Genomic DNA, 21794 nt, shown 5'->3' with positions numbered 1-21794 from the left:
GGGGGGCGCGGCGGCCCCCGGGGGGGTGCCCGTCGGAGGCGCCCCCGCGGCCGCCGGGGGGGCGCGGCGGGGGCCCCCCCGGCTCGACCGCGAGCAGCTGCGATCCGCGGCCGACGACGGCGCGGACCCGCTGCTGGGTGTGGACTGGACCGAAGTGCCGCCCCCGCCCGGGGCACCGGCCGGACGCTGGGTCCTGCTCGGCACCGACCGCCTCGGGCTGCCCGACGACCTGCGGCTCGGCACGCATCCCGACCTCACCGCCCTCGCCGGGACCGTGGAGGCCGGTGCGACGGTCCCGGACGCCGTCCTGGTCACCTGCGCCGGCCCCGAATCGCCGGACGACGCCCCCTCCGCCGCGCGCGAGGCCGTCGGCCGAATCCTGACGGTCGTTCAGGACTGGCTGACGAACGAGCAGTTCGCCGCCTCCCGGCTCGTCGTGCTGACCAGGGGCGCGGTGGCGGCCGCCGACGGCGAAAGCGTGCCGGACCTCGCCCACGCCGCGGTGTGGGGCCTGGTGCGCTCCGCCCAGACCGAGCATCCGGGCCGCTTCGTCCTCCTCGACCTGGACGGGCACCCTGACGGGCTGCCGCTCACCCTGGCCGCCGCGCTCGCCACCGCCGAGCCCCAACTCGCGCTCCGCCAGGGCGTCCTGCTCGCCCCGCGGCTCGTCCGGGCGAGCACCGGCCGACTGCTGGAGCCCCCGGCGGACACGCCCGGCTGGCGCCTGGACACCACCGCGAAGGGCACGCTGGAGAACCTCGCCCTCCTCCCCCACCCGGCGGCCTCCGCACCGCTCGGCCCCGGCCAGGTCCGGCTGGCCGTACGGGCTGCCGGCATGAACTTCCGCGACGTGCTGCTCGGCCTGGGCATGGTCGACCAGGACGTCATGGGCGGGGAGGCCGCCGGCGTCGTGCTGGAGACCGGCCCCGGCGTCACCGCGTTCGCCCCGGGCGACCGCGTGATGGGGATGGTGCCCGGCTCGTTCGGGCCGGTCGCCGTGGTCGACCAGCGGCTGCTCGTCCCGCTCCCCGCACGCTGGACGTTCACCGAGGGGGCCTCGGTGCCGATCGCCTTCCTGACCGCCTACTACGGCCTGGTCGACCTCGCCGGGCTGGGCGCCGGCGAGTCGGTGCTGATCCACTCGGCGACCGGCGGCGTCGGCCTGGCGGCGATCCAACTGGCCCGCCACCTGGGCGCCGAGGTGTTCGCCACGGCCAGCCCGGCCAAGTGGGGCACCCTGCGCGCGCTCGGCATCCCGCCCGAGCGGATCGCCTCCTCGCGCAGTCTCGACTTCGAGCAGCGGGTCCGCGCCGCCGCCGGGGGCCGGGGCGTGGACGTGGTGCTCAACTCCCTCGCCCACGAGTTCGTCGACGCCTCCTTGCGGCTGCTCGCCGACGGCGGGCGGTTCGTGGAGATGGGCAAGACCGACATCCGCGACGCGGCCGAGGTCACCGCCGCCCACCCCGGCACCTCCTACCTCTGGTTCGACCTGATCGAGGCCGGCTACGACCGGATCGGCCGGATGATGGCCGAGCTCATGCCGCTGTTCGAACGCGGGGTGCTCCGTCCGATCCCCGCCCGCACCTGGGACGTGCGGCGGGCGCTGGACGCGTTCCGCTTCATGGGCCAGGCCCGGCACGTCGGCAAGGTGGTGCTCACCATGCCGACGGCCCCGGACCCGGACGGCACCGTGCTGATCACCGGCGGCACCGGCGCGCTCGGCGCACTGGTGGCCCGACAGCTGGTCACCGAGCACGGCGTGCGGCACCTGCTGCTGCTCGGCCGCCGCGGCCCCGAGGCCCCCGGCGCCGCCGAACTCACCGCCGAACTCACCGACCTGGGCGCCCGGGTGACCGTCACCGCCTGCGACACCGCCGACCGCGAGGACCTCGCCCGGGCCCTCGCCGCCGTACCCGCCGACCACCCGCTCACCGCCGTCGTCCACGCCGCCGGCGTGCTGGACGACGCGGTGGTCGCCTCGCTGACGCCGGCCCAGGTCTCGGCCGTGATGCGCCCCAAGGCGGACGCCGCCTGGCACCTGCACGAGCTGACCCGCGACGCGGACCTCGGCGCCTTCGTCCTGTTCTCCTCCTCGGCGGCCGTCCTGGGCGGCCCCGGCCAGGGCAACTACGCCGCCGCCAACGCCTTCCTCGACGCGCTCGCCCGGCGCCGCCGCGCCGAGGGGCTGCCGGGCCTGTCGATCGCCTGGGGCCTGTGGGAGCGGGCCAGCGGCATGACCGGCCACCTCGGCAGCACCGACCTGGCCAGGCTGCGGCGCTCGGGGGTGAGCCCGCTGTCCGACGGCGACGGCGTGTCGATGTTCAGCGCGGCACTGCCCTCCGACCGGGACCAGCTGGTGGCGATGAAGCTCGACGTCGCGACCGCCCGTACCGCCTTCCAGTCCGGCTCGGTGCCGCCGTTGCTGCGCCGGCTGGTCGGCGCCGGCACCAGGCGCACGGCGGCGGCCACCGGAACGGACGACGGGCCGGCCCCGGCCCTGCGGCTGGCCGCCCTGCCCGAGGCCGAACGCACCCGCGCGCTGCTGGAACTGGTGCTCACCAACGCGGCGGTGGTACTCGGCCACGCCACGGGCGGGGCCGTCCAGCCGGACCGGGCGTTCAAACAGCTCGGCTTCGACTCGCTCACCGCCGTCGAGCTGCGCAACCGGCTCAACCTCGCCACCGGACTCCGGCTGCCCGCCACCCTGGTCTTCGACCATCCGACGCCGGACGCCCTGGCCGCCTTCCTCCGGACCGAGCTGGCCCCGGCCGAGCCCGCCGCCGGCCGGCCGGCCTCCGACGGCGAGATCAGCCGGCTCCTGGCGACCGTCCCGCCCGCCCGGCTGCGCGCCGCCGGCCTGCTCGACGCCCTGCTGGCACTGGCCGGCGCCGGACCGGAGGAGCCGCCGGCCGAACCGGACGGGGACCTCGACGAGATCGACGCCATGGACGCCGACGACCTGATCGGCCTGGCTTTCGGCACCACTGACCTCTGATCGCGCTCGGACTGCGGAGAACCAACGATGGCTGCATCACAGGCTGGATCCCAGGAGAACAGGGTGCTGGAGGCGCTCCGGCTCTCCCTCAAGGAGAACAAGCGGCTCCAGCAGCAGAACCACCGGCTGACCGAGGCCCGGCACGAGCCGATCGCGATCGTCGGCATGGCCTGCCGCTACCCCGGTGACGTCGACAGCCCCGAGGAGCTGTGGCGCCTGGTGTCCGACGGCCGCGACGCCCTGTCCGGCTTCCCGACGGAACGCGGCTGGGACGCCGAGGAGTTGTACGACCCGGACCCCGACCGGGCCGGCCGCAGCTACGTCCGGACGGGCTGCTTCGTCCGCGGCGCGGAACGGTTCGACGCCGCCTTCTTCGGGATCAGCCCGCGCGAGGCGCTCGCCATGGACCCGCAGCAGCGCCTCCTGCTGGAGACCTCCTGGGAGGTCTTCGAACGCGCCGGCATCGACCCGGAGTCCGTGCGCGGCACCGCGACCGGCGTGTTCGTCGGCGCCTCCCCGCTCGGCTACGCCTCCGACCCGCGCGGCGCGGAGGGCTCCGAGGGCTACCTGCTGACCGGGACCACCGTCAGCGTCGCCTCCGGCCGGCTCGCCTACACCTTCGGGCTGGAGGGCCCGGCGGTGACGGTGGACACCGCGTGCTCCTCCTCGCTCGTGGCCCTGCACCTGGCCGGCCGGGCGCTGCGCGACGGCGAGTGCTCGATGGCGCTGGTCGGCGGCGCGGCGGTGATGGCGGCACCGCACATGTTCATCGAGTTCAGCCGTCAGCGCGGCCTCGCCCCCGACGGGCGCTGCAAGGCCTTCGCGGGCGCGGCCGACGGCACCGCCTGGGGCGAGGGCGTCGGGGTGCTGCTGGTCGAGCGGCTCTCCGACGCCCGCCGCAACGGGCACCCGGTGCTCGCCGTGGTCCGCGGCTCCGCCGTCAACCAGGACGGCGCCTCCAACGGCCTGACCGCGCCGAGCGGACCGGCCCAGCAGCGGGTGATCCGGGCCGCGCTCGCGGACGCCCGGCTCACCGCCGCCGACGTGGACGCCGTGGAGGCCCACGGCACCGGCACCCGGCTCGGCGACCCGATCGAAGCGCAGGCCCTGCTCGCCACCTACGGCCAGGACCGGCCCGCCGAACGGCCGCTCTGGCTCGGCTCGGTGAAGTCCAACATCGGCCACACCCAGCTCGCCGCGGGCGTCGCCGGCGTCATCAAGACGGTGATGGCGATGCGCCACGGCGTCCTGCCCGCCACCCTGCACGTCGACGAGCCCACTCCGCAGGTCGACTGGTCCCGCGGCGCGGTCGAACTGCTCACCGAGCGGCGCGACTGGCCTGCCGTCGACCGCCCCCGGCGGGCCGCCGTCTCCTCGTTCGGCATCAGCGGCACCAACGCCCACGTGATCCTGGAACAGCACGTCGAGGACCAGCCCGTGGAGGAGCGGCCCGTGGAGGAGCGGCCCGTCGGGGAACCGCCCGCCCCCGGCGGCCGCACCGCACCCACCGCGACCCCGTGGCTGCTGTCGGCCCGGAGCCCGGAGGCCCTGCGCGCCCAGGCCGGTCGGCTGGCCGACGCCGTGGCCGCCGCCCCGGAGTGGGCGGCCGCGGACGTCGCGTGGACACTGGCCACCGCCCGGGCCGGCCTCGACCACCGCGCGGTGGTGCTCGGGACCGGCCGCGAGGAGCTGCTCGCCGGCCTCGACGCGCTGCGCCGGGGCGACGACGCCCCCGACCTCGTCCAGGGCTCGGCCACCCGCACCGGCAAGCTGGCGTTCCTGTTCACCGGCCAGGGTGCCCAGCGCGCCGGCGCCGGCCGCGAACTGTACCGGCGTTTCCCGGTGTTCGCGGCCGAGCTGGACCGGGTGTGCGACCTGCTGACGAAGCGGAGCGGCCTGCCGGTCCGCGAGGTGCTGCTCGCCGAGGAGGGGGCGCCGGGGGCGGACCGGCTGGACGAGACGGCCTTCACCCAGTCCGCCCTGTTCGCGCTGGAGGTGGCGCTGTTCCGGCTGGTCGAATCCTGGGGCCTGCGGCCGGACTTCGTCCTCGGGCACTCGATCGGGGAACTCGCGGCGGCCCACGTCGCCGGGGTGTTCTCGCTGGAGGACGCGGTCACGGCGGTGGCCGCCCGCGGCCACCTGATGCAGCGGCTCCCCGCCGGCGGCGCGATGGTGGCGGTGGAGGCGACGGAGCAGGAGGTGACCGCCCTGCTGACCGACCTGCCGGCCGGCGCGGCCGGCATCGCCGCCGTCAACGGGCCCCGCTCCGTCGTGCTCTCCGGCGAGGAGGACGCGGTCGCACCGATCGTCGAGCAGCTGAGCGCGCAGGGCCGCCGGACGAAGCGGCTGACCGTCAGCCACGCCTTCCACTCCGCCCGCATGGACGGCATGCTCGCCCCGTTCCGCGAGGTGCTCGACGGCCTCACGCTGCACGAGCCGACGATCCCTGTCGTCTCCAACCTCACCGGCCGGCCGGCCGCCGCCGAGCGGATCCGCACGTCGGAGTACTGGGTCCGGCACGTGCGCGAGGGCGTGCGCTTCCACGACGGCGTCCGGCACCTGCTCGACCAGGGCGTGACGACCTTCCTGGAACTCGGCCCCGACGGCGTGCTGTCCGCCATGGTCCGGCAGAGTGCCGGGGACGGGACCGGGGACGTCGCCGCGGCGCCGCTGCTGCGCCGCGGCCGCCCCGTGTCGGACACCGTGCTCGGCGCGGTCGCCCGGGCCCACGCGCGCGGCACCCGGGTGGACTGGCCGGCCCTGCTCACCGAACTGGTCGGCCCGGCCGGCCACCGGCCGGACCTGCCGACGTACGCGTTCCAGGGCGAGCGGTACTGGCTGGCCCCCGCCGACGGAACACCCGCCGAGGCCGCCGAACTGGGCGTGGCGAGCGCCGGGCATCCGCTGCTCGGCGCCGTCGTCGCCCCGGCCGAGGGCGGCGGGCTGCTCCTCACCGGCCGACTGTCGACCCACACGCACCGCTGGCTCGCCGACCACGTGGTGCTGGGCAGCACGGTGGTGCCCGGCACCGCGTACCTGGAACTGGCGCTGCACGCGGCCCGGCTGGCCGGCTGCACGACGGTCGAGGAACTCGACCAGGAGGCGCCGCTGATCCTCGCCGGCGCCGGGACGGCCCAGGTGCAGGTGACGGTCGGCGCGGCCGACGGGTCGGGCCGACGGCCGATCGGCGTGTACGCGCGGCCGGACGACACCGCGGACTGGACCCGGCACGCGGCCGGCACGCTGGCCGCCGGGGACGGCGGCGCGGGCTGGCGGCCGACCGGCGTCTGGCCGCCCGAGGGCGCCGAGCCGGTGGACCTCGACGGCTTCTACTCCGCCGTCGCCCGTGACGGTTTCGACTACGGCCCGTCGTTCCGGGGCCTGCGGGCGATGTGGCGCGCGGGCGAGGACGTGTACGGCGAGGTCGCCCTGCCCGAGTCGGAACGGAACCGGGCGGACGGGTACGGGGTCCACCCCGCCCTGCTCGACGCCGCCCTGCACGCGGGCCTGGTCGGGAACACCGGCGAGCAGGTCCTGCTGCCCTTCGCCTGGAACAACGTGCGGGTGCACCGGCCCGGCGCGGTCGCCCTGCGGCTGCGGCTGGCCCCGGCCGGACCGGACGCGATGTCCCTGGACGTGGCCGACGGGACCGGCGCGCCGGTCGCCTCGGTCGGCGCCCTGCGGGCCCGTCCGGTCTCGCTCGACCAACTCCGCGCGGCGGCCCGGGCCGGGCTGGGCGACGCGCTGTTCCGGGTCGAGTGGGCTCCCCTCCCGGCCGCGGACGGCGTCGAACGGGAGCGCGGCCGATGGGCCGTGCTCGGGGACGGTGCCGGGTTCCCCGGTCTCGACCGCCACCCCGACCTCACGGCCCTCGGCGAGGCCGTCACCGCGGGACTTCCGGTGCCGGACGCGGTCGTCCTGCCCCTGCCGGACACCACGGGCGACCTCCCCGCGGCGGTGCGGGCGGCCCTGCGCCGGACGTGGTCCACGCTGACCACGTGGGCGGCGGACGACCGGTTCGCGGCCTCCCGGCTGGTCCTGGTGACGCACGGCGCGGTGGCCGCCGACCGGACGGACGCGGGCGACCCCGCCACCGGCCGGGCCGCGGCCGCGGACGTCCCGAACCTCGCCCACGCGCCGCTGTGGGGTCTCGTCCGGGCCGCCCAGGCCGAGCAGCCCGACCGCTTCGTCCTGCTCGACCTCGACCACCCCGCCGACCTCAACCGTGACGGCCTCGACCCGGACGGCGGCGCGGACACCACCGCGGCACTGGACCGGGCGGCCGTCGGCGGCGAACCGCAGCTCGCCCTGCGCGCCGGCACCGTCCTGGCCCCGCGCCTGGTACCCGCCCGCCCGGCGACGACCGAAGCAGCCGACACGGCCGCCGCGCTCGACCCGGACGGCACCGTGCTGATCACCGGCGGCACCGGCGCGCTCGGCTCGCTGCTCGCCCGGCACCTGGTCACCGCGTACGGCGTGCGGCACCTGCTGCTGCTCGGCCGCCGCGGCCCCGAGGCCCCCGGAGCGGCCGAACTCACCGCCGAACTCACCGACCTGGGCGCCCAGGTGACCGTCACCGCCTGCGACACCGCCGACCGCGAGGACCTCGCCCGGGCCCTCGCCGCCGTACCCGCCGACCACCCGCTCACCGCCGTCGTGCACGCCGCCGGCGTGGTCGCGGACGGGGCACTGGCCTCCCTCACCGAGGAACGCTTCGAGGCCGTGCTCCGCCCGAAGACGGACGCCGCCTGGCACCTGCACGAACTCACCCGGGACGCCGGCCTCGCCGCCTTCGTGTTGTTCTCCTCCGCCACGGCCACCCTCGGCGGTGCCGGCCAGGGCGGCTACGCGGCGGCGAACGCCTTCCTCGACGCCCTCGCCCAGCACCGCGCCGCGCGGGGCCTGCCCGCCCGGTCGCTGGCCTGGGGCCCGTGGCAGCAGGACCGGGGCATGGCGGGCACGCTCGACGAGGCCACGCTCGGCCGGATGCGGCGCTCGGGCGTCCTCCCGCTCGGCCCGCAGGACGGCCTGGCCCTGTTCGACGCGGCGCTCGCCGGACCCGACCCGACCTCGCTGCCGGTCCGACTGGACCCCACCGCGCTGCGCCAGGCCGGCCCCGACCTCCCGCCGCTGCTGCGCGGGCTGGCCGGCCCGTCCGCCGCCCCCGCCCACCGACCGGACGCCGCGGCGGCCGACGGCCTGCGGCAGCGGCTCGCCGGGCTGTCCGACGCGGAGCGCGAACGCGCCCTGCTGGACCTGGTGCGCGCTCAGGTGGCCGTGGTGCTGGGCCACTCGGCCCCGGCGGCGGTGGGCGCGGACCGGGCGTTCGGCGACCTCGGCTTCGACTCGCTGACCGCGGTCGAACTGCGCAACCGTCTGACCACCGCCTCGGGGCTGCGCCTGCCGGCCACGCTCGTCTTCGACTACCCGACGGCGGCGGAACTCGCCCGCTACCTGGACGCGGAACTCCCGCGCGAGGACGCGCCCTCGGCCGCACCGGTCCTGGCGGAGCTGGACCGCCTCGAAGCCGTGCTCGCCGGGGTCGGCGCCGACCACCCCGAGCGGGCCCGGATCGCGGATCGGCTGCGGGCCGTGACCGACCGCTGGAGCCCGCGGCCCGGGCCGGCGGACGACCCGTCCGCCGGCACCGGACTGGAGTTGGAGTCCGCCGACGACGACGAGGTCTTCGACTTCATCACCAACGAGCTCGGCATCTCCTGACTCCTCCCGCCGGCGCCACCGCCGACCAGCCGTCCTGTTCCTGTTCCATCCGAAGGGGTAGCGCCACTGTGGCCAGCGAGACCGAGGACAAGCTCCGTTACTTCCTCAAGCGGGTGACCGCCGACCTCCAGGAGACGCGCCGCCGGCTCCAGGAGACGGAGACCGTCGCGGCCGAACCGATCGCGATCGTCGGCATGGCCTGCCGCTACCCCGGCGGCGCCGACTCCGCCGAACGGCTGTGGCAGCTGGTCGCGTACGGCCGGGACGCCGTCACCCCGTTCCCCGCCGACCGCGGCTGGGACGTGGAGTCGCTGTACGACCCGGACCCCGACCGGGCCGGCCACACCTACGCCCGCGAGGGCGGCTTCGTGGACGGTGCCGACCGGTTCGACGCCGGGTTCTTCGGCATCGGCCCGCGCGAGGCGCTGGCGATGGACCCGCAGCAGCGGCTGCTGCTGGAGACCTCCTGGGAGGCCTTCGAGCGGGCCGGCATCGCCCCCGAGTCCCTGCGCGGCAGCCGGACCGGCGTCTTTATGGGCGCGGGACAGGTCGACTACGCGGCGCTCGCCCAGCGGGCCACGGAGAGCCTGGAGGGGTACCTGCTCTCGGGCGGCGCGGCAAGCGTCATCTCGGGCCGGCTGTCGTACGTGTTCGGCCTGGAGGGCCCGGCGATCACGGTGGACACCGCGTGCTCCTCCTCGCTGGTCGCGCTCCACCTGGCCTGCCAGTCGCTGCGCAGGGGCGAGTGCTCGACCGCCCTCGCCGGCGGCGCGGCGGTCATGGCCGCCCCCGGCATGTTCGTCGAGTTCAGCCGCCAACGCGGCCTCGCCCCCGACGGGCGCTGCAAGGCCTTCGCCGCCGCCGCCGACGGCACCGGCTGGGGCGAGGGCGTCGGCGTCCTCCTACTGGAACGGCTCTCCGACGCCCGCCGCAACGGGCACCCCGTCCTCGCCGTCATCCGCGGCTCCGCCGTCAACCAGGACGGCGCCTCCAACGGGCTCACCGCGCCCAACGGGCCGTCGCAGCAGCGCGTCATCCGCCAGGCCCTCGACAACGCCCGACTGGCCGCCGACGACGTCGACGCGGTCGAGGCGCACGGCACGGGAACCACGCTCGGTGACCCGATCGAGGCGCAGGCCCTGCTCGCCACCTACGGCAAGGACCGGCCCGCCGAACGCCCGCTCTGGCTCGGCTCGGTGAAGTCCAACATCGGGCACACCCAGGCCGCGGCGGGCGCGGCGGGCGTCATCAAGATGGTGATGGCGATGCGCAACGGCGTACTGCCGCAGACGCTGCACGTCAACGAGCCGACCCCGCACGTCGATTGGGCCTCGGGAGCGGTGTCGCTGCTGACCGAGCCGAGGGAGTGGCCCGAGGAGGACGGGCGTCCGCGACGGGCGGGCGTGTCGGCGTTCGGAGCGAGCGGGACGAACGCGCACGTGATCCTGGAGGAGGCGCCGGCTGCTTCGCCCGCCGCCTCGCCGGAGGACTCCGCCACCGACTCTCCGTTCCCCGTGGTGCCGTGGGTGCTCTCCGCCCGGGACGAGCAGGCGCTGCGCGCGCAGGCTGGACAGTTGGCCGCTTTCCTCCAGGAGCGCCCCGACACCGACCTGCGGGCCGTCGGCCACACCCTGCTCACCGGACGGGCCCACCTGGACCACCGGGCCGTCGCCATCGGCGAGAACCGTGAGGAACTGCTCAGCGCTCTCGCCGCCATCGCCGAGGGGACCGCTCCCATCGGCAGCGGCAGCTTCGAGCGTCCGGTGTTCGTGTTCCCCGGACAGGGCTCGCAGTGGATCGGCATGGGCGCCGAACTCCTGGACACCTCAGCGGTGTTCGCGGGATCAATAGCCCGTTGCCAGGAAGCGCTCGCGCCGCACATCGACTGGTCGCTGACGGACGCCCTGCGCGGCACCCTCGACCTCGCACGGGTCGACGTCGTCCAGCCCACCCTGTTCGCCGTCATGGTCGCCCTCGCCGAGCTCTGGCAGTCCCTCGGCATCCACCCCGCCGCCGTCATCGGCCACTCCCAGGGCGAGATCGCCGCCGCCACCATCGCCGGCGCCCTCACCCTCGAAGACGGCGCACGGATCGCCGCCCTGCGCAGCCGCGCCATCCTCGCCATCAGCGGACAGGGCGGCATGGCGTCCATTCCCCTCGGCCACCAGGACACCGTCGAGCTGTTGAAGGCCTGGGACGGACGGCTGAGCGTCGCCGCCCACAACGGCCCCACCACCACCGTCATCGCCGGCGACCACGACGCCCTCGACCGACTCCTCACCCACTGCGACGAAACCGGCATCCGCGCCCGCCGCATCGACGTCGACTACGCCTCCCACACCCACCACGTCGAAACCATCCGCCAACACCTCGCCACCGAACTCGCCGGCATCACCCCGACGGAAGCCACCATCCCGTTCTACTCCACCGTCACCGGCGAACGAATCGACACCACCCAACTCAACGCGGACTACTGGTACACCAACCTCCGCCAACCCGTCCTCCTCACCGACGCCCTCAACTCCGCCCTCACCGACGGCCACACCACCTACCTCGAAATCAGCCCCCACCCCGTCCTCACCCCGGCCATCGAGGAAACCCTCGACACCACAACCCCCACCCTCATCACCGGCACCCTCCGCCGCAACGAAGGAACCTGGACCCGACTCCTCACCTCCGCCGCCCACCTCCACACCCACGGCCACCCCGTCGACTGGACCCCCTACCTCACCCCCGGCACCCACCCCGACCTCCCCACCTACCCCTTCCAACGCAGCCGTTACTGGGTGGACACCGTCGGGACGGCCACGCCGACCGCCGAGCCGGACGAAGGCACCGCGGGTTCGGCCGGGGCGCAGCTGCGCCGTCGCCTCGCCGAACTGGCCGAGCCCGACCGCGAGCGCCTGCTGTTGGACCTGGTGGAGTCCCACGCGACCGCCGTCCTCGGCCTCACCGGTCCGATCCCGCCGGGGCGCTCGTTCCACGAGCTGGGGTTCGTCTCGCTCACCGCGGTCGAGCTGCGCAACCGGCTGATCGCCGTCACCGGTCTCCGGCTCCCGGCGGCCGTCGCCTTCGACCATCCGACGCCCGAGGCCCTGGGCCGCCACCTGCTCGGCCGGCTCGCGGGCACCGAGGCCCCGGCCGACGAGGCGCCGCCCGTTCCCACGAGGGCCGGTGACGACGAGGAGCCCATCGCGATCGTGGCCATGGCCTGCCGCTACCCGGGCGAGGTGCGCAGCCCCGAGGACCTGTGGCGGCTGGTCGCGGACGGCCGCGACGCGATCACGCCGTTCCCGGGCAACCGGGGCTGGGACCTCGACAACCTCTACGACCCGGACCCGGACCGCCCCGGCCGCACCTACACCCGCGAGGGCGGCTTCCTCCATGACGCCGACCGCTTCGACGCCGCCTTCTTCGGCATCGGCCCGCGCGAGGCGCTCGCCATGGACCCGCAGCAGCGGCTGCTGCTGGAGACCTCCTGGGAGGCCTTCGAGCGCGCCGGGATCGACCCGGAGTCCCTGCGCGGCAGCCGGACCGGCGTCTTCGCCGGCAGTAGCGGCCAGGACTACCACCTGCTGGCCCAGGAGTCCGCGGACGGCCTGGAGGGCTACCTGCTGACCGGCAACGCGGCGAGCGTCATCTCCGGTCGGCTCGCCTACACCTACGGGCTGGAGGGTCCGGCCCTGACGGTGGACACCGCGTGCTCCTCCTCCCTGGTCGCCCTGCACCTGGCCTGCCGCTCGCTGCGCGCCGGCGAGAGCACGCTCGCGCTCGCGGGGGCCGTCACGGTGCTGTCCACTCCGCAGGCGTTCATCGGCTTCAGCCGGCAGCGCGGGTTGGCCCCGGACGGCCGGTGCAAGCCGTTCGCCGCCGCGGCCGACGGCACCGCGTGGGGCGAGGGTGCGGGTGTGCTGCTGCTGGAACGGCTGTCCGATGCCCGCCGCAACGGGCATCCGGTGCTGGCCGTGATCCGCGGCTCGGCGACCAACCAGGACGGTGCGAGCAACGGCCTGTCCGCGCCCAACGGCCCCTCCCAGCAGCGGGTGATCCGGCAGGCCCTGGCCAGTGCCGGGCTGGCACCGGACGAGGTGGACGCGGTCGAGGCGCACGGGACGGGCACTCCGCTCGGGGACCCGATCGAGGCCGAGGCCCTGCTCGCGACGTACGGGCGGGACCGGTCGGCGGAACGGCCGCTGTGGCTGGGCTCGGTGAAGTCCAACATCGGGCACACCGCGGCGGCCGCCGGCATGGCGGGTGTGATCAAGATGGTGAAGGCGATGGAGCACGGCGTCCTGCCGCCCACGCTGCACACCGACGCCCCCACCCCGCACGTGGACTGGTCCTCCGGCGCGGTCGCCCTGCTCACCGAGCCGGTGGCCTGGCCGGAGGGGGGCCGTCCCCGGCGCGCGGGCGTGTCCGCCTTCGGCATCAGCGGCACCAACGCCCACGTGGTCCTCGAACAGGCCCCGGCGGTGCCCGGACAGCCGCGCCCGGCCGACGCGTCCGGGGGCGACGCGCCGCAGGCCCCGACGGAGCACGGGGCGCCGGCCGAACCCGCACCTCCCGCGTCTGCGCCGCTCGTCGCCTGGCCGGTCTCGGCCCGCAGCGCGGCCGCCCTGCGCGGCCAGGCGGAGCGCCTCCGGGACCACCTCGCCGACGGTCCCTCCCCCGCCGACGGTCCGTCCCCCGCCGACGGCCCGTCCCCCGCCGCCGTCGGGCGCTCACTGGCGCTGTCCAGGGCCGCCCTGCCGCACCGGGCGGTCGTGCTCGGCCGCGACCTCGGCGAGCTGCGGGCCGGGCTGGCCACGCTGGCCGCGGGCGACACCGCCCCCGGACTGCTCCGGGGCACCGCGGTGCCCGGCCGGGTCGGCTTCCTGTTCCCGGGGCAGGGCAGCCAGCGACCCGGCATGGGCCGGGGCCTCCACCAGGCCCATCCGGTCTTCGCGCGGGCACTGGACGAGGTGTGCGCGGAACTGGACCGGCACCTGGCCGCGCCCGGGCGTCCCGCGCTGCGCGACGTCCTGTTCGCCCCGGAGGGCAGCGCCGAGGCCGCCTTGCTCGACGAGACCGTGTTCACCCAGGCCGGGCTCTTCGCCGTCGGCCTGGCGGCGTTCCGCCTGCTGCTGTCCTGGGGTGTGACGCCCGACTACGTCGGCGGCCACTCCGTCGGCGAACTGGCGGCGGCCTGCGCGGCCGGCGTGCTGACGCAGGAGGACGCCTGCCGCCTGGTCGCCGCCCGCGGCAGGCTGATGCAGGACTCGCCGGAGGGCGGCGCGATGGTGGCCGTCGAGGCGTCGGAGGACGAGGTGCTGCCGCTGCTGGCGGGCGGGGAGGGCCGGGTCGGCATCGCGGCCGTCAACGGGCCGCGCGCCGTCGTGCTCTCCGGCCTGGCCGAGGCGGTCGAGGAGGTCGCGGCCGTCCTCGCCGCGCGTGGTCGCCGGACGAAGCGCCTCCGGGTCACCCGGGCGTTCCACTCGCCGCTGATGGACGGCGTGCTGGACCGGTTCCACGAGGCGGCGAGCGGGCTCGCGTACCGGCCACCGCGGATCCGGCTGCTGTCGAACCTGACCGGCGAGCAGGCGACAGCCGAGCAGGTGTGCGCACCGGAGTACTGGGTCCGGCACATCCGGGAGGCGGTGCGCTTCCACGACGGCGTGCGCCGGATGGCTGCGGACGGCGTGACCACCTTCCTCGAACTCGGCCCCGGCGGCGTGCTGTCCGCCCTGGTGCGGGACGCGCTGGCCGACCGGAGCCCGGCCCCGGCGGCGGTGCCGCTGCTGCGGAGCGGCCGGCCGGAGGCGGACAGCGCGCTGACCGCGCTGGCCGGTGTCCACGTCCGTGGCGTCCCGGTGGCCTGGGAGGCCGTTCTCGCCGACTCCGGTGGAGACGACCGGGTCGCCCTGCCCACGTACGCGTTCCAGCGGCGCCGGTTCTGGCCGGAGGGCGTCGCACCGGCCTCCCGGACGGCCGGGCCCGCCACCGGGACGCCCGCCACCGAACCACCGGCCACCGCGCCGGGTGACCCCCGAACGCCCGAGGAGAACGCCGGCCCCCGGTCGCCCGAACGACTGTCCTCCCTCGACCCGGCCGAACGCGGCCCGTTCCTCAGGGAGTTGGTGGCCGCCGAGGTGGCCGCCGCGCTCGGGAACAGCTCGACCGAGGACGTGGAGACCGCGCTGAGCCTGCCCGAGCTGGGACTCGACTCCCTCGCCGCGACCGAGCTGAGCGCCGCCCTCCAGGCGGCCACCGGCCTGGAGCTGTCCGCCACGGCGGTGTTCGAGCACTCCACGCTCGACGCCCTCGCCGCCCACCTGCTGGACCGGTTGGACGCCGCCCCGGTGCCGTCGGCCGGTCCGCCCGGCGGGCTGCTGGCCTCGCTCGCGCCACGGGCGGCGGAGCTGGGCCGGTTCGCGGAGTTCAACGCACTCCTGTCCGCCGCCGCGCGGTTCCGCGACACCTTCGACTCCCCGCCCGACCCGTCCGGCCGGCCGGCTCCCGTTCGCCTCACCCAGGGTCCGGCGGCCCCCCGCCTGTTCTGCTTCCCGTCGTTCGCGAGCAGGTCCGGCGCCCACCAGTACGCGCGGCTCGCCGCCGCCGTGGGCGGCCGGCACGAGCTGTGGGCGCTGCCGGCCCCCGGCTTCGCCGCGGGCGAGCGGCTCCCGGCCGATCTCGACGCGCTGGTGCGCCTGCACGCCGAGGACGTCGAACGGCTCGCCGCCGGGCAGCAGTTCGCGCTGCTCGGCCACTCCGCCGGCGGCTGGATCGCGCACGCCGTGGCGGAGCGCCTGGAGGACCTCGGCGCCCTCCCGGTGTCGGTCGTCCTGCTGGACAGCTACCGGCCCGGCAGTGCCATACTTCCCCTCGTCCAGGCGGAGATCGCCGCCCAGTTGACGGACGGTCGGATTCCCGCCGACGCCCTGCTGGACGACGTCTGCCTCACCGCGATGGGCGGCTACGCCCAGCTCTTCGAGGCCTGGCGGCCCCGGCCCCTGGCCACGCCCACGCTCCACCTGCGCGCCGCCCGGCCGCTGCCCGGCTTCCCGGCCGCCGACTGGCAGGCCTCCTGGCCGGTCCCGCACACCGGGGCAGAGGTTCCGGGCGACCACTTCACGATGACCGGCGAGCACAGCCCCACCACCGTGCGCGCGGTCCTCGACCGGCTCGCCGAGCCGGTCGCCTGACCACCACGACCGGCACGGCCGGCCCGACCACCACGATGTCCGACTCCTGACGAGGGTGAGCAGAACATGAGCACTGACAACGGCAACCGGCCCACCTCCCTGGACCAGGCGGTCCACGACGGCCAGGCCCCCTACCACCGCCGCGCGCTGACCTTCTACGACCTGGTCGTCTTCCGCGGCAGCGCGCCGCTGTTCTGGCGGTGCTCGCCGCGGAACTTCCAGCAGATGTACGACACCTGCCTCGGTGCGAAGCACCTGGAGATCGGCGTCGGCACCGGGTACCTGCTGGCGCACTCCCGGTTCCCGGTGTCGAACCCGCACATCACGCTGGCCGACCTCAACCCCAGCACGCTCGACTTCACCGCCGAGCGGCTCGCGCACTACCGGACCACCAAGGTGGTCGCCAACGCCCTGGAGCCGCTGCCGGTGCCCGCCGAGAGCCAGGACTCGGCCGCCCTGAGCTTCCTGCTGCACTGCATCCCCGGCAGCCTGCGCGAGAAGGGCGTGGCCATCCGCCACGCGGCCGCGGCCGTGAAGCCCGGCGGCACGGTCTTCGGCAGCACCGTGCTGTCGTCGGGGGTCCCGGTCACCGGGGCCGGCCGCTGGCTGATGAACAACCTCAACGCGAAGGGCGTCTTCCACAACGACCAGGACGACCTGGAGGACCTGCGCGACCAGCTCAAGCAGTCCTTCGACGACTTCGACCTCGTCGTGCGCGGCTCCGTCGGCCTGTTCCGGGCCCGCAAGGCCTGAGGCGTGGGCCCCGGCCCCGTCCTCACCGCTCCTCACCGCTCCTCCCCGCCCCACCGCCCCGTTCCCGGAAGGACCCGACACCATGTCGACACGCTGGTACCCGATCGAGGAGGCCGACGACTCGCTGTTCGCCACGGCCCCGCTCTACCACGCCCGTTCGGTCGAGGTGCCGTTCTCCGCGGAGGAGACCTGGGCGGCCCTGACCGGCGACGGCGTGTCCAGCTGGACGAAGGGCATGCGGCGGCTCACCTGGACCTCGCCCCGGCCGTTCGGCGTCGGCACCACCCGCGAGATCGAGATGGACGGTGACTTCACCCTCCGCGAGCGCTTCTTCCGCTGGGAGGAGGGCACCCGCAAGACCTTCAGCGCGACCGAGGCGACCCGCCCGATCTTCCGTCACCTGGTGGAGGACTACGTGGTCGAACCCACCGAGAACGGCGCCCGGTTCGGCTGGCGCTGGGCGGCCGAGCTGAACCGCCCGTGGTCGTTCCTCCAGGGCCCGCTGGACCGGTTCTTCTTCGCCCCCACCGGCCGCTCGCACATCGACGGCCTGCCCGCCTACATGGCCTCCCGGCACGGCGCCGCGCACCGCTGAGCACCCGGCCCCAACCCCCGCCCCCGAACGAAAGAAGAACCGAATGTGCGGGATCGCCGGCTGGATCTCCTTCCAGCACGACCTCGAACGTGAACTCCCCGCCCTGACCGCCATGACCGACACCATGGCCTGCCGCGGTCCGGACGCCGCCGGCACCTGGCTGTCCCGGCACGCCGCGCTGGGCCACCGCCGGCTCGCCGTCATCGACCTGACCGGCGGCGCGCAGCCGATGGTCGTCGAGACGCCGGACGGCCCGGTCGCCATGACGTACAGCGGCGAGGCGTACAACTTCACCGAGCTCCGGGACGAACTCCGCCGCCGGGGGCACGAGTTCCGCACCTCCAGTGACACCGAGGTCGTGCTGCGCGGCTACCTGGAGTGGGGGCAGGGGATCGCCGACCGGCTCAACGGCATGTACGCGCTGGGCATCTGGGACGGCCGCGTGGAGAAGCTGGTGCTGCTGCGCGACCGCCTGGGCATCAAGCCGCTCTACTACTACCCGACCGCCGACGGCGTGCTGTTCGGGTCCGAGGCGAAGGCCCTGCTCGCCCACCCGGCGGTGGAGCCCGTGGTGGACGCCGACGGCTTCCGCGAGCTGTTCGGGTTCGTCAAGGCCCCCGGCCGCGCGGTCTGGACGGGCATGCACGAGGTCAAGCCGGGCGCCATGGTGACCGTCGACCGCTCGGGCCTGCGCGAGCACGTGTACTGGCGGCTGGAGGTCACCGAGCACCGGGACGACACCGAGGCCACCGTCCGGCGCGTCCGGGAGCTGCTGGAGGACAGCGTGGCCCGGCAGCTGGTCGCCGACGTGCCGCAGTGCGTGCTGCTCTCCGGCGGCCTCGACTCCAGCGCCCTCACCGCCCTGGCCGCCCGCCGCCTGGCGGACGGGGGCGAGCGGGTGCGGACCTTCACCGTCGACTTCGAGCAGCCGGACGAATTCCGCCCCGACGACCTGCGCGGCTCGGCGGACGCGCCGTTCGCCCGCGCGGTGGTCGAGCACGTCGGCGCGCAGCACCACGACATCCGGCTCGACCACCTCGAACTGGCCGATCCCGAGGTGCGCCGGGCCACCGTGACCGCCCGCGACCTGCCGTTCGGCTTCGGCGAGGCGGACAACTCGCTGTACCTGCTGTTCAAGGCGATCCGCCGGCACTCGACGGTCGCCCTCTCCGGGGAGTCGGCCGACGAGATCTTCGGCGGCTACCCGTGGTTCCACCTGCCGGCGGTCCAGCAGACCGCGATGTTCCCGTGGGTGACCGCCTCCGGCCTCGGCCCGCGGAAGCACCCCACCAAGCTGATCGACGCCGGGCTGCTGCTGGGGACCCTCGACGTCCCCGGCTACTGGGCGCAGCGCTGGAGCGACTCGGTCGCCGCCATCCCGGTGCTGGAGGGCGAGGACGCGCACGAGCGGCGGATGCGCGAGTTCTGCCACGTGCACCTGACCAGCCTGCTGGGCCTGCTCCTGGACCGCAAGGACCGGATGAGCATGGCGGTCGGCCTGGAGGTGCGCGTGCCGTTCTGCGACCACCGCCTGGTGGAGTACGTCTACAACACCCCGTGGGCGATGAAGACCTTCGACGGGCGGGAGAAGAGCCTGCTGCGCGCGGCGGTGCGGGACGTGCTCCCCGCGTCGGTGGTGGAGCGGGTGAAGGCCCTCTACCCGCACACCCAGCAGCTCGCCTACGTGGGGCAGTTGCAGCAGCAGGTCGGCGAACTGCTGTCGGGCGGCCACGAGGCGGTCGAGTTCTTCGACCGGGCCGCGCTCGCGGCGGCCGCGGGCGCCCGGCCCGAGGCCGTCGACCGGGACGAGCGCGAGGCGTTCGAACGGGTCCTCGACCTGGCCGTCTGGCTCGACCTCTACCGCCCGACCATCAAGCTCTCCTGAGGAGTCGCACCATGCCCGTCGACAACGACGTCTACAACACCCACTCCTGGTGGCACGACGACCAGCCGTTCGCGACGCTGGAGGCCTTCACCCCGGCCCGGTTCGCCTACTTCCAGGAGGTCCTCACCCAGCGGCTGAGGCTGGACCTCAAGGGCCTCAAGGTCCTCGACGTGGGCTGCGGCGGCGGTCTGCTGGCCGAGCTCTTCGCCGGCGCCGGGTGCCGGGTCACCGGCGTGGACCCGTCCGGCCCGTCCCTGGAGGCCGCCGGCGAGCACGCCCGGCAGTCCGGGCTGGAGATCACCTACCAGCAGGGCTTCGCCGAGGAACTCCCCTTCGCCGACGGCACGTTCGACCTGGTGTACTGCTGCGACACCCTGGAGCACGTCACCTCCGTGGACCGGGCGGTGGGCGAGGCCGTACGGGTGCTCAAGCCCGGCGGCCACTACCTCTACGACACCATCAACCGGACGTTCCGGTCCAAGCTGGCGATGATCAAGATGGCGCAGGACTGGAAGTCCGTCAGCTTCGCGCCCAAGGACCTGCACGACTGGAAGAGCTTCATCAAGCCGGCCGAGCTCCACGCGGTGTTCCGCGCGCACGACCTGACCAATCAGGACCTCGTCGGATTCGCCTCCACCCGGCCGCAGTTCGAGCTGCTGAAGGCGATGCGCCGCCGGGCCCGGGGCGAGATCACGTACGGCGAGCTGGGGCGGCAGTTCCAGCTCGGCGTGCACAAGGACACGTCGGTGATCTACGCCGGCTACGCACGGAAGGCTGCCCAGTGACCCTCACCACCGCCCCCGACGTCCGGGTCCCGGTACTGATCGTCGGCGCCGGCCCGGCCGGCCTGACCGCCTCGCTGGCGCTCTCGCGCTACGGCGTCGCGCACCTGGTGGTCGGCAAGTACCCGGGCACGGCCCACACCCCCCGCGCGCACCTGCTGAACCAGCGCACCGGGGAGATCCTGCGCGATCTCGGCGCCGAGGACCAGGTGACGGCCGAGGCGACCCCGAGCCCGCTGCTGGCCAACCACGTCTTCATGTCGACGTTCGCCGGACCCGAGGTGAGCCGGCTGGACGCCTACGGCAACGGCCCGGACCGCATCGGCGACTACCTGGCGGCCAGTCCGAGCACGATGTGCAACCTCGCGCAGCACCGGCTGGAGCCGCTGCTGGTCGAGCGGGTCCGGCAGGCCGCGGTCGGCGAGCTCCGCTTCGGTCACGAGTTCCTGCGCATGGAGCAGGACGAGGACGGGGTCACGGCCGTGGTCGCCGACCGGCAGTCCGGCCTGGAGTACACCGTGCGCGCCGACTACGTGATCGGCGCCGACGGCGCGAAGAGCCGGGTGATGGAGCAGGCCGGACTCACCGTGGAGGGTGCCACCGGGCTGGCCAAGGTCGCCTCGGTCTGGTTCGAGGCGGACCTCTCGCAGTACTGCGAGGACCGCCCGGCCATCCTCTACATGGGCGCCGTGCCCGGCAACCCGCCGGAGGACGGCCGGGTGTTCGTCAGCATCCGCCCCTGGAACGAGTGGGTCTACCTGCGCTTCCTCGACCACGGCGCGGAGTTCGACCGCGACGACCACGAGGAGATCCTCGCGCACATCCGGGAGAGCATCGGCGACCCGTCCGTCGAGGTCCGGATCAAGAACGTCTCGCCGTGGGAGGTCAACGCGGTCGTCGCCCCCCGCTACGCGAACGGCCGGGTGTTCTGCGTCGGCGACGCGGTGCACCAGATGCCGCCGACCAACGGCCTCGGGCTGAACTCGGCGGTCGCGGACTCCTTCAACCTCTGCTGGAAGCTGAAGCTGGTGCTCGACGGCTCGGCCTCGCCCGCGCTGCTGGACACCTACCAGGCCGAGCGGCTGCCGGTGGGCGGACAGATCGTCGACCGGGCGGTGCGCAGCATGCTGGACTTCCTCGGCATCCCGGCCGCGCTGGGCTTCACCGCCGGGCAGGACGCCGCCGAGCAGTGGGAGCTGCTGCGCGGCCTCGCCGACGACACGGAGGAGGCCGCCGCCCGGCGGGCCGCCCTGGCCGCCGCGACCGACCGGATCAACTACCAGGTCAACGCGCACGGCGTCGAGATCGGCTACCGCTACCGCAGCGGTGCCCGGGTCGACGACGGCACGCCCGAGCCGGTCGGCGACCGGGACCCCGAGCTGTACTACCAGCCCACCACCTGGCCCGGCGCACGTCTGCCGCACGCCTGGCTGGAGGACGGCGGCCGCCGCCGCTCCACCCTGGACGTGGTCGGGCGGGGCCGCTTCGTCCTGCTCACCGGCCGCGGCGGCGACCGCTGGCACGATGCCGCCCGCGAGGCCGCCCGACTCACCGGGGTGCCCGTGACGGTCCGGACGATCGGCTCCGCCGAGGGCCTGCGCGACCCGTACGGGGCCTGGGACCGGCTGCGCGAGGTCGACGCCGACGGCGGCGTCCTGGTCCGCCCGGACGGACACGTCGCCTGGCGCGCCCGGACCGCCGACTCCGCCGGCGAGCTGCCCAAGGTGCTGGCCGCCGTCCTGCACGCGCCGGCCGGCCCCGCGGTCTGAGCCGCCGCCGGGCGGCCCCTTCGGGGGGACGCCGAGGCCGGTCGGTCCGACAGTGCGTCGGACCGGCCGGGGGGCCCGCGGGGGGGGGGGGGGGGGCGAGCGGGCCCCCGCCG

General features: G+C 75.3%; 8 protein-coding genes and 1 pseudogene. All 9 read left to right on the top strand.

From position 1 onward, the window contains the following. Positions 1-139 precede the first annotated feature (139 nt). The 9 genes and pseudogenes from ACFWXO_RS23930 (at position 140) to ACFWXO_RS23890 (ending at position 21681) form a co-directional block, all read left to right on the top strand. Complete coding sequence (locus tag ACFWXO_RS23930; RefSeq protein WP_380525772.1) at positions 140-2995, top strand: SDR family NAD(P)-dependent oxidoreductase; 2856 nt, start codon at positions 140-142, stop codon at positions 2993-2995. A gap of 63 nt (positions 2996-3058) precedes the next feature. Further along, positions 3059-8716, top strand: coding sequence for a type I polyketide synthase (locus ACFWXO_RS23925; protein ID WP_380525778.1), 5658 nt, complete (start codon positions 3059-3061; stop codon positions 8714-8716). Continuing rightward, positions 8713-14652 (top strand): annotated as a pseudogene (locus ACFWXO_RS23920) (type I polyketide synthase); the annotation flags it as partial. The gene ACFWXO_RS23925 and the pseudogene ACFWXO_RS23920, both read left to right, overlap by 4 nt. A gap of 180 nt (positions 14653-14832) precedes the next feature. Then, positions 14833-15897: an alpha/beta fold hydrolase gene (locus ACFWXO_RS23915; RefSeq protein ID WP_380525776.1), complete on the top strand. Its 1065-nt coding sequence runs from the start codon at positions 14833-14835 to the stop codon at positions 15895-15897. A gap of 66 nt (positions 15898-15963) precedes the next feature. Next, positions 15964-16650: a class I SAM-dependent methyltransferase gene (locus tag ACFWXO_RS23910; RefSeq protein WP_375894657.1), complete on the top strand. Its 687-nt coding sequence runs from the start codon at positions 15964-15966 to the stop codon at positions 16648-16650. 82 nt (positions 16651-16732) lie between these two features. Further along, positions 16733-17245 (top strand): SRPBCC family protein, encoded by a 513-nt coding sequence (locus tag ACFWXO_RS23905; RefSeq protein ID WP_375894654.1) that lies wholly within the window; start codon positions 16733-16735, stop codon positions 17243-17245. A gap of 43 nt (positions 17246-17288) precedes the next feature. After that, positions 17289-19130 (top strand): asparagine synthase (glutamine-hydrolyzing), encoded by a 1842-nt coding sequence (asnB, locus tag ACFWXO_RS23900; protein WP_380525769.1) that lies wholly within the window; start codon positions 17289-17291, stop codon positions 19128-19130. A gap of 11 nt (positions 19131-19141) precedes the next feature. After that, positions 19142-19915 (top strand): bifunctional 2-polyprenyl-6-hydroxyphenol methylase/3-demethylubiquinol 3-O-methyltransferase UbiG, encoded by a 774-nt coding sequence (gene ubiG, locus ACFWXO_RS23895; protein WP_375894649.1) that lies wholly within the window; start codon positions 19142-19144, stop codon positions 19913-19915. Continuing rightward, positions 19912-21681 carry an FAD-dependent monooxygenase gene (locus tag ACFWXO_RS23890; RefSeq protein ID WP_380525767.1) on the top strand — a complete coding sequence of 590 codons (1770 nt, stop codon included), beginning with the start codon at positions 19912-19914 and terminating at the stop codon, positions 21679-21681. Before ubiG ends, ACFWXO_RS23890 begins: the two co-directional genes overlap by 4 nt. The last annotated feature ends 113 nt before the right edge of the window (positions 21682-21794 follow it).

It is taken from the genome of Kitasatospora sp. NPDC059088 (assembly GCF_042738155.1).
GTDB lineage: Bacteria > Actinomycetota > Actinomycetes > Streptomycetales > Streptomycetaceae > Kitasatospora.
Note: the sequence above shows the minus strand (reverse complement) of the source record. Positions and strands in the feature narration are given on the sequence as shown.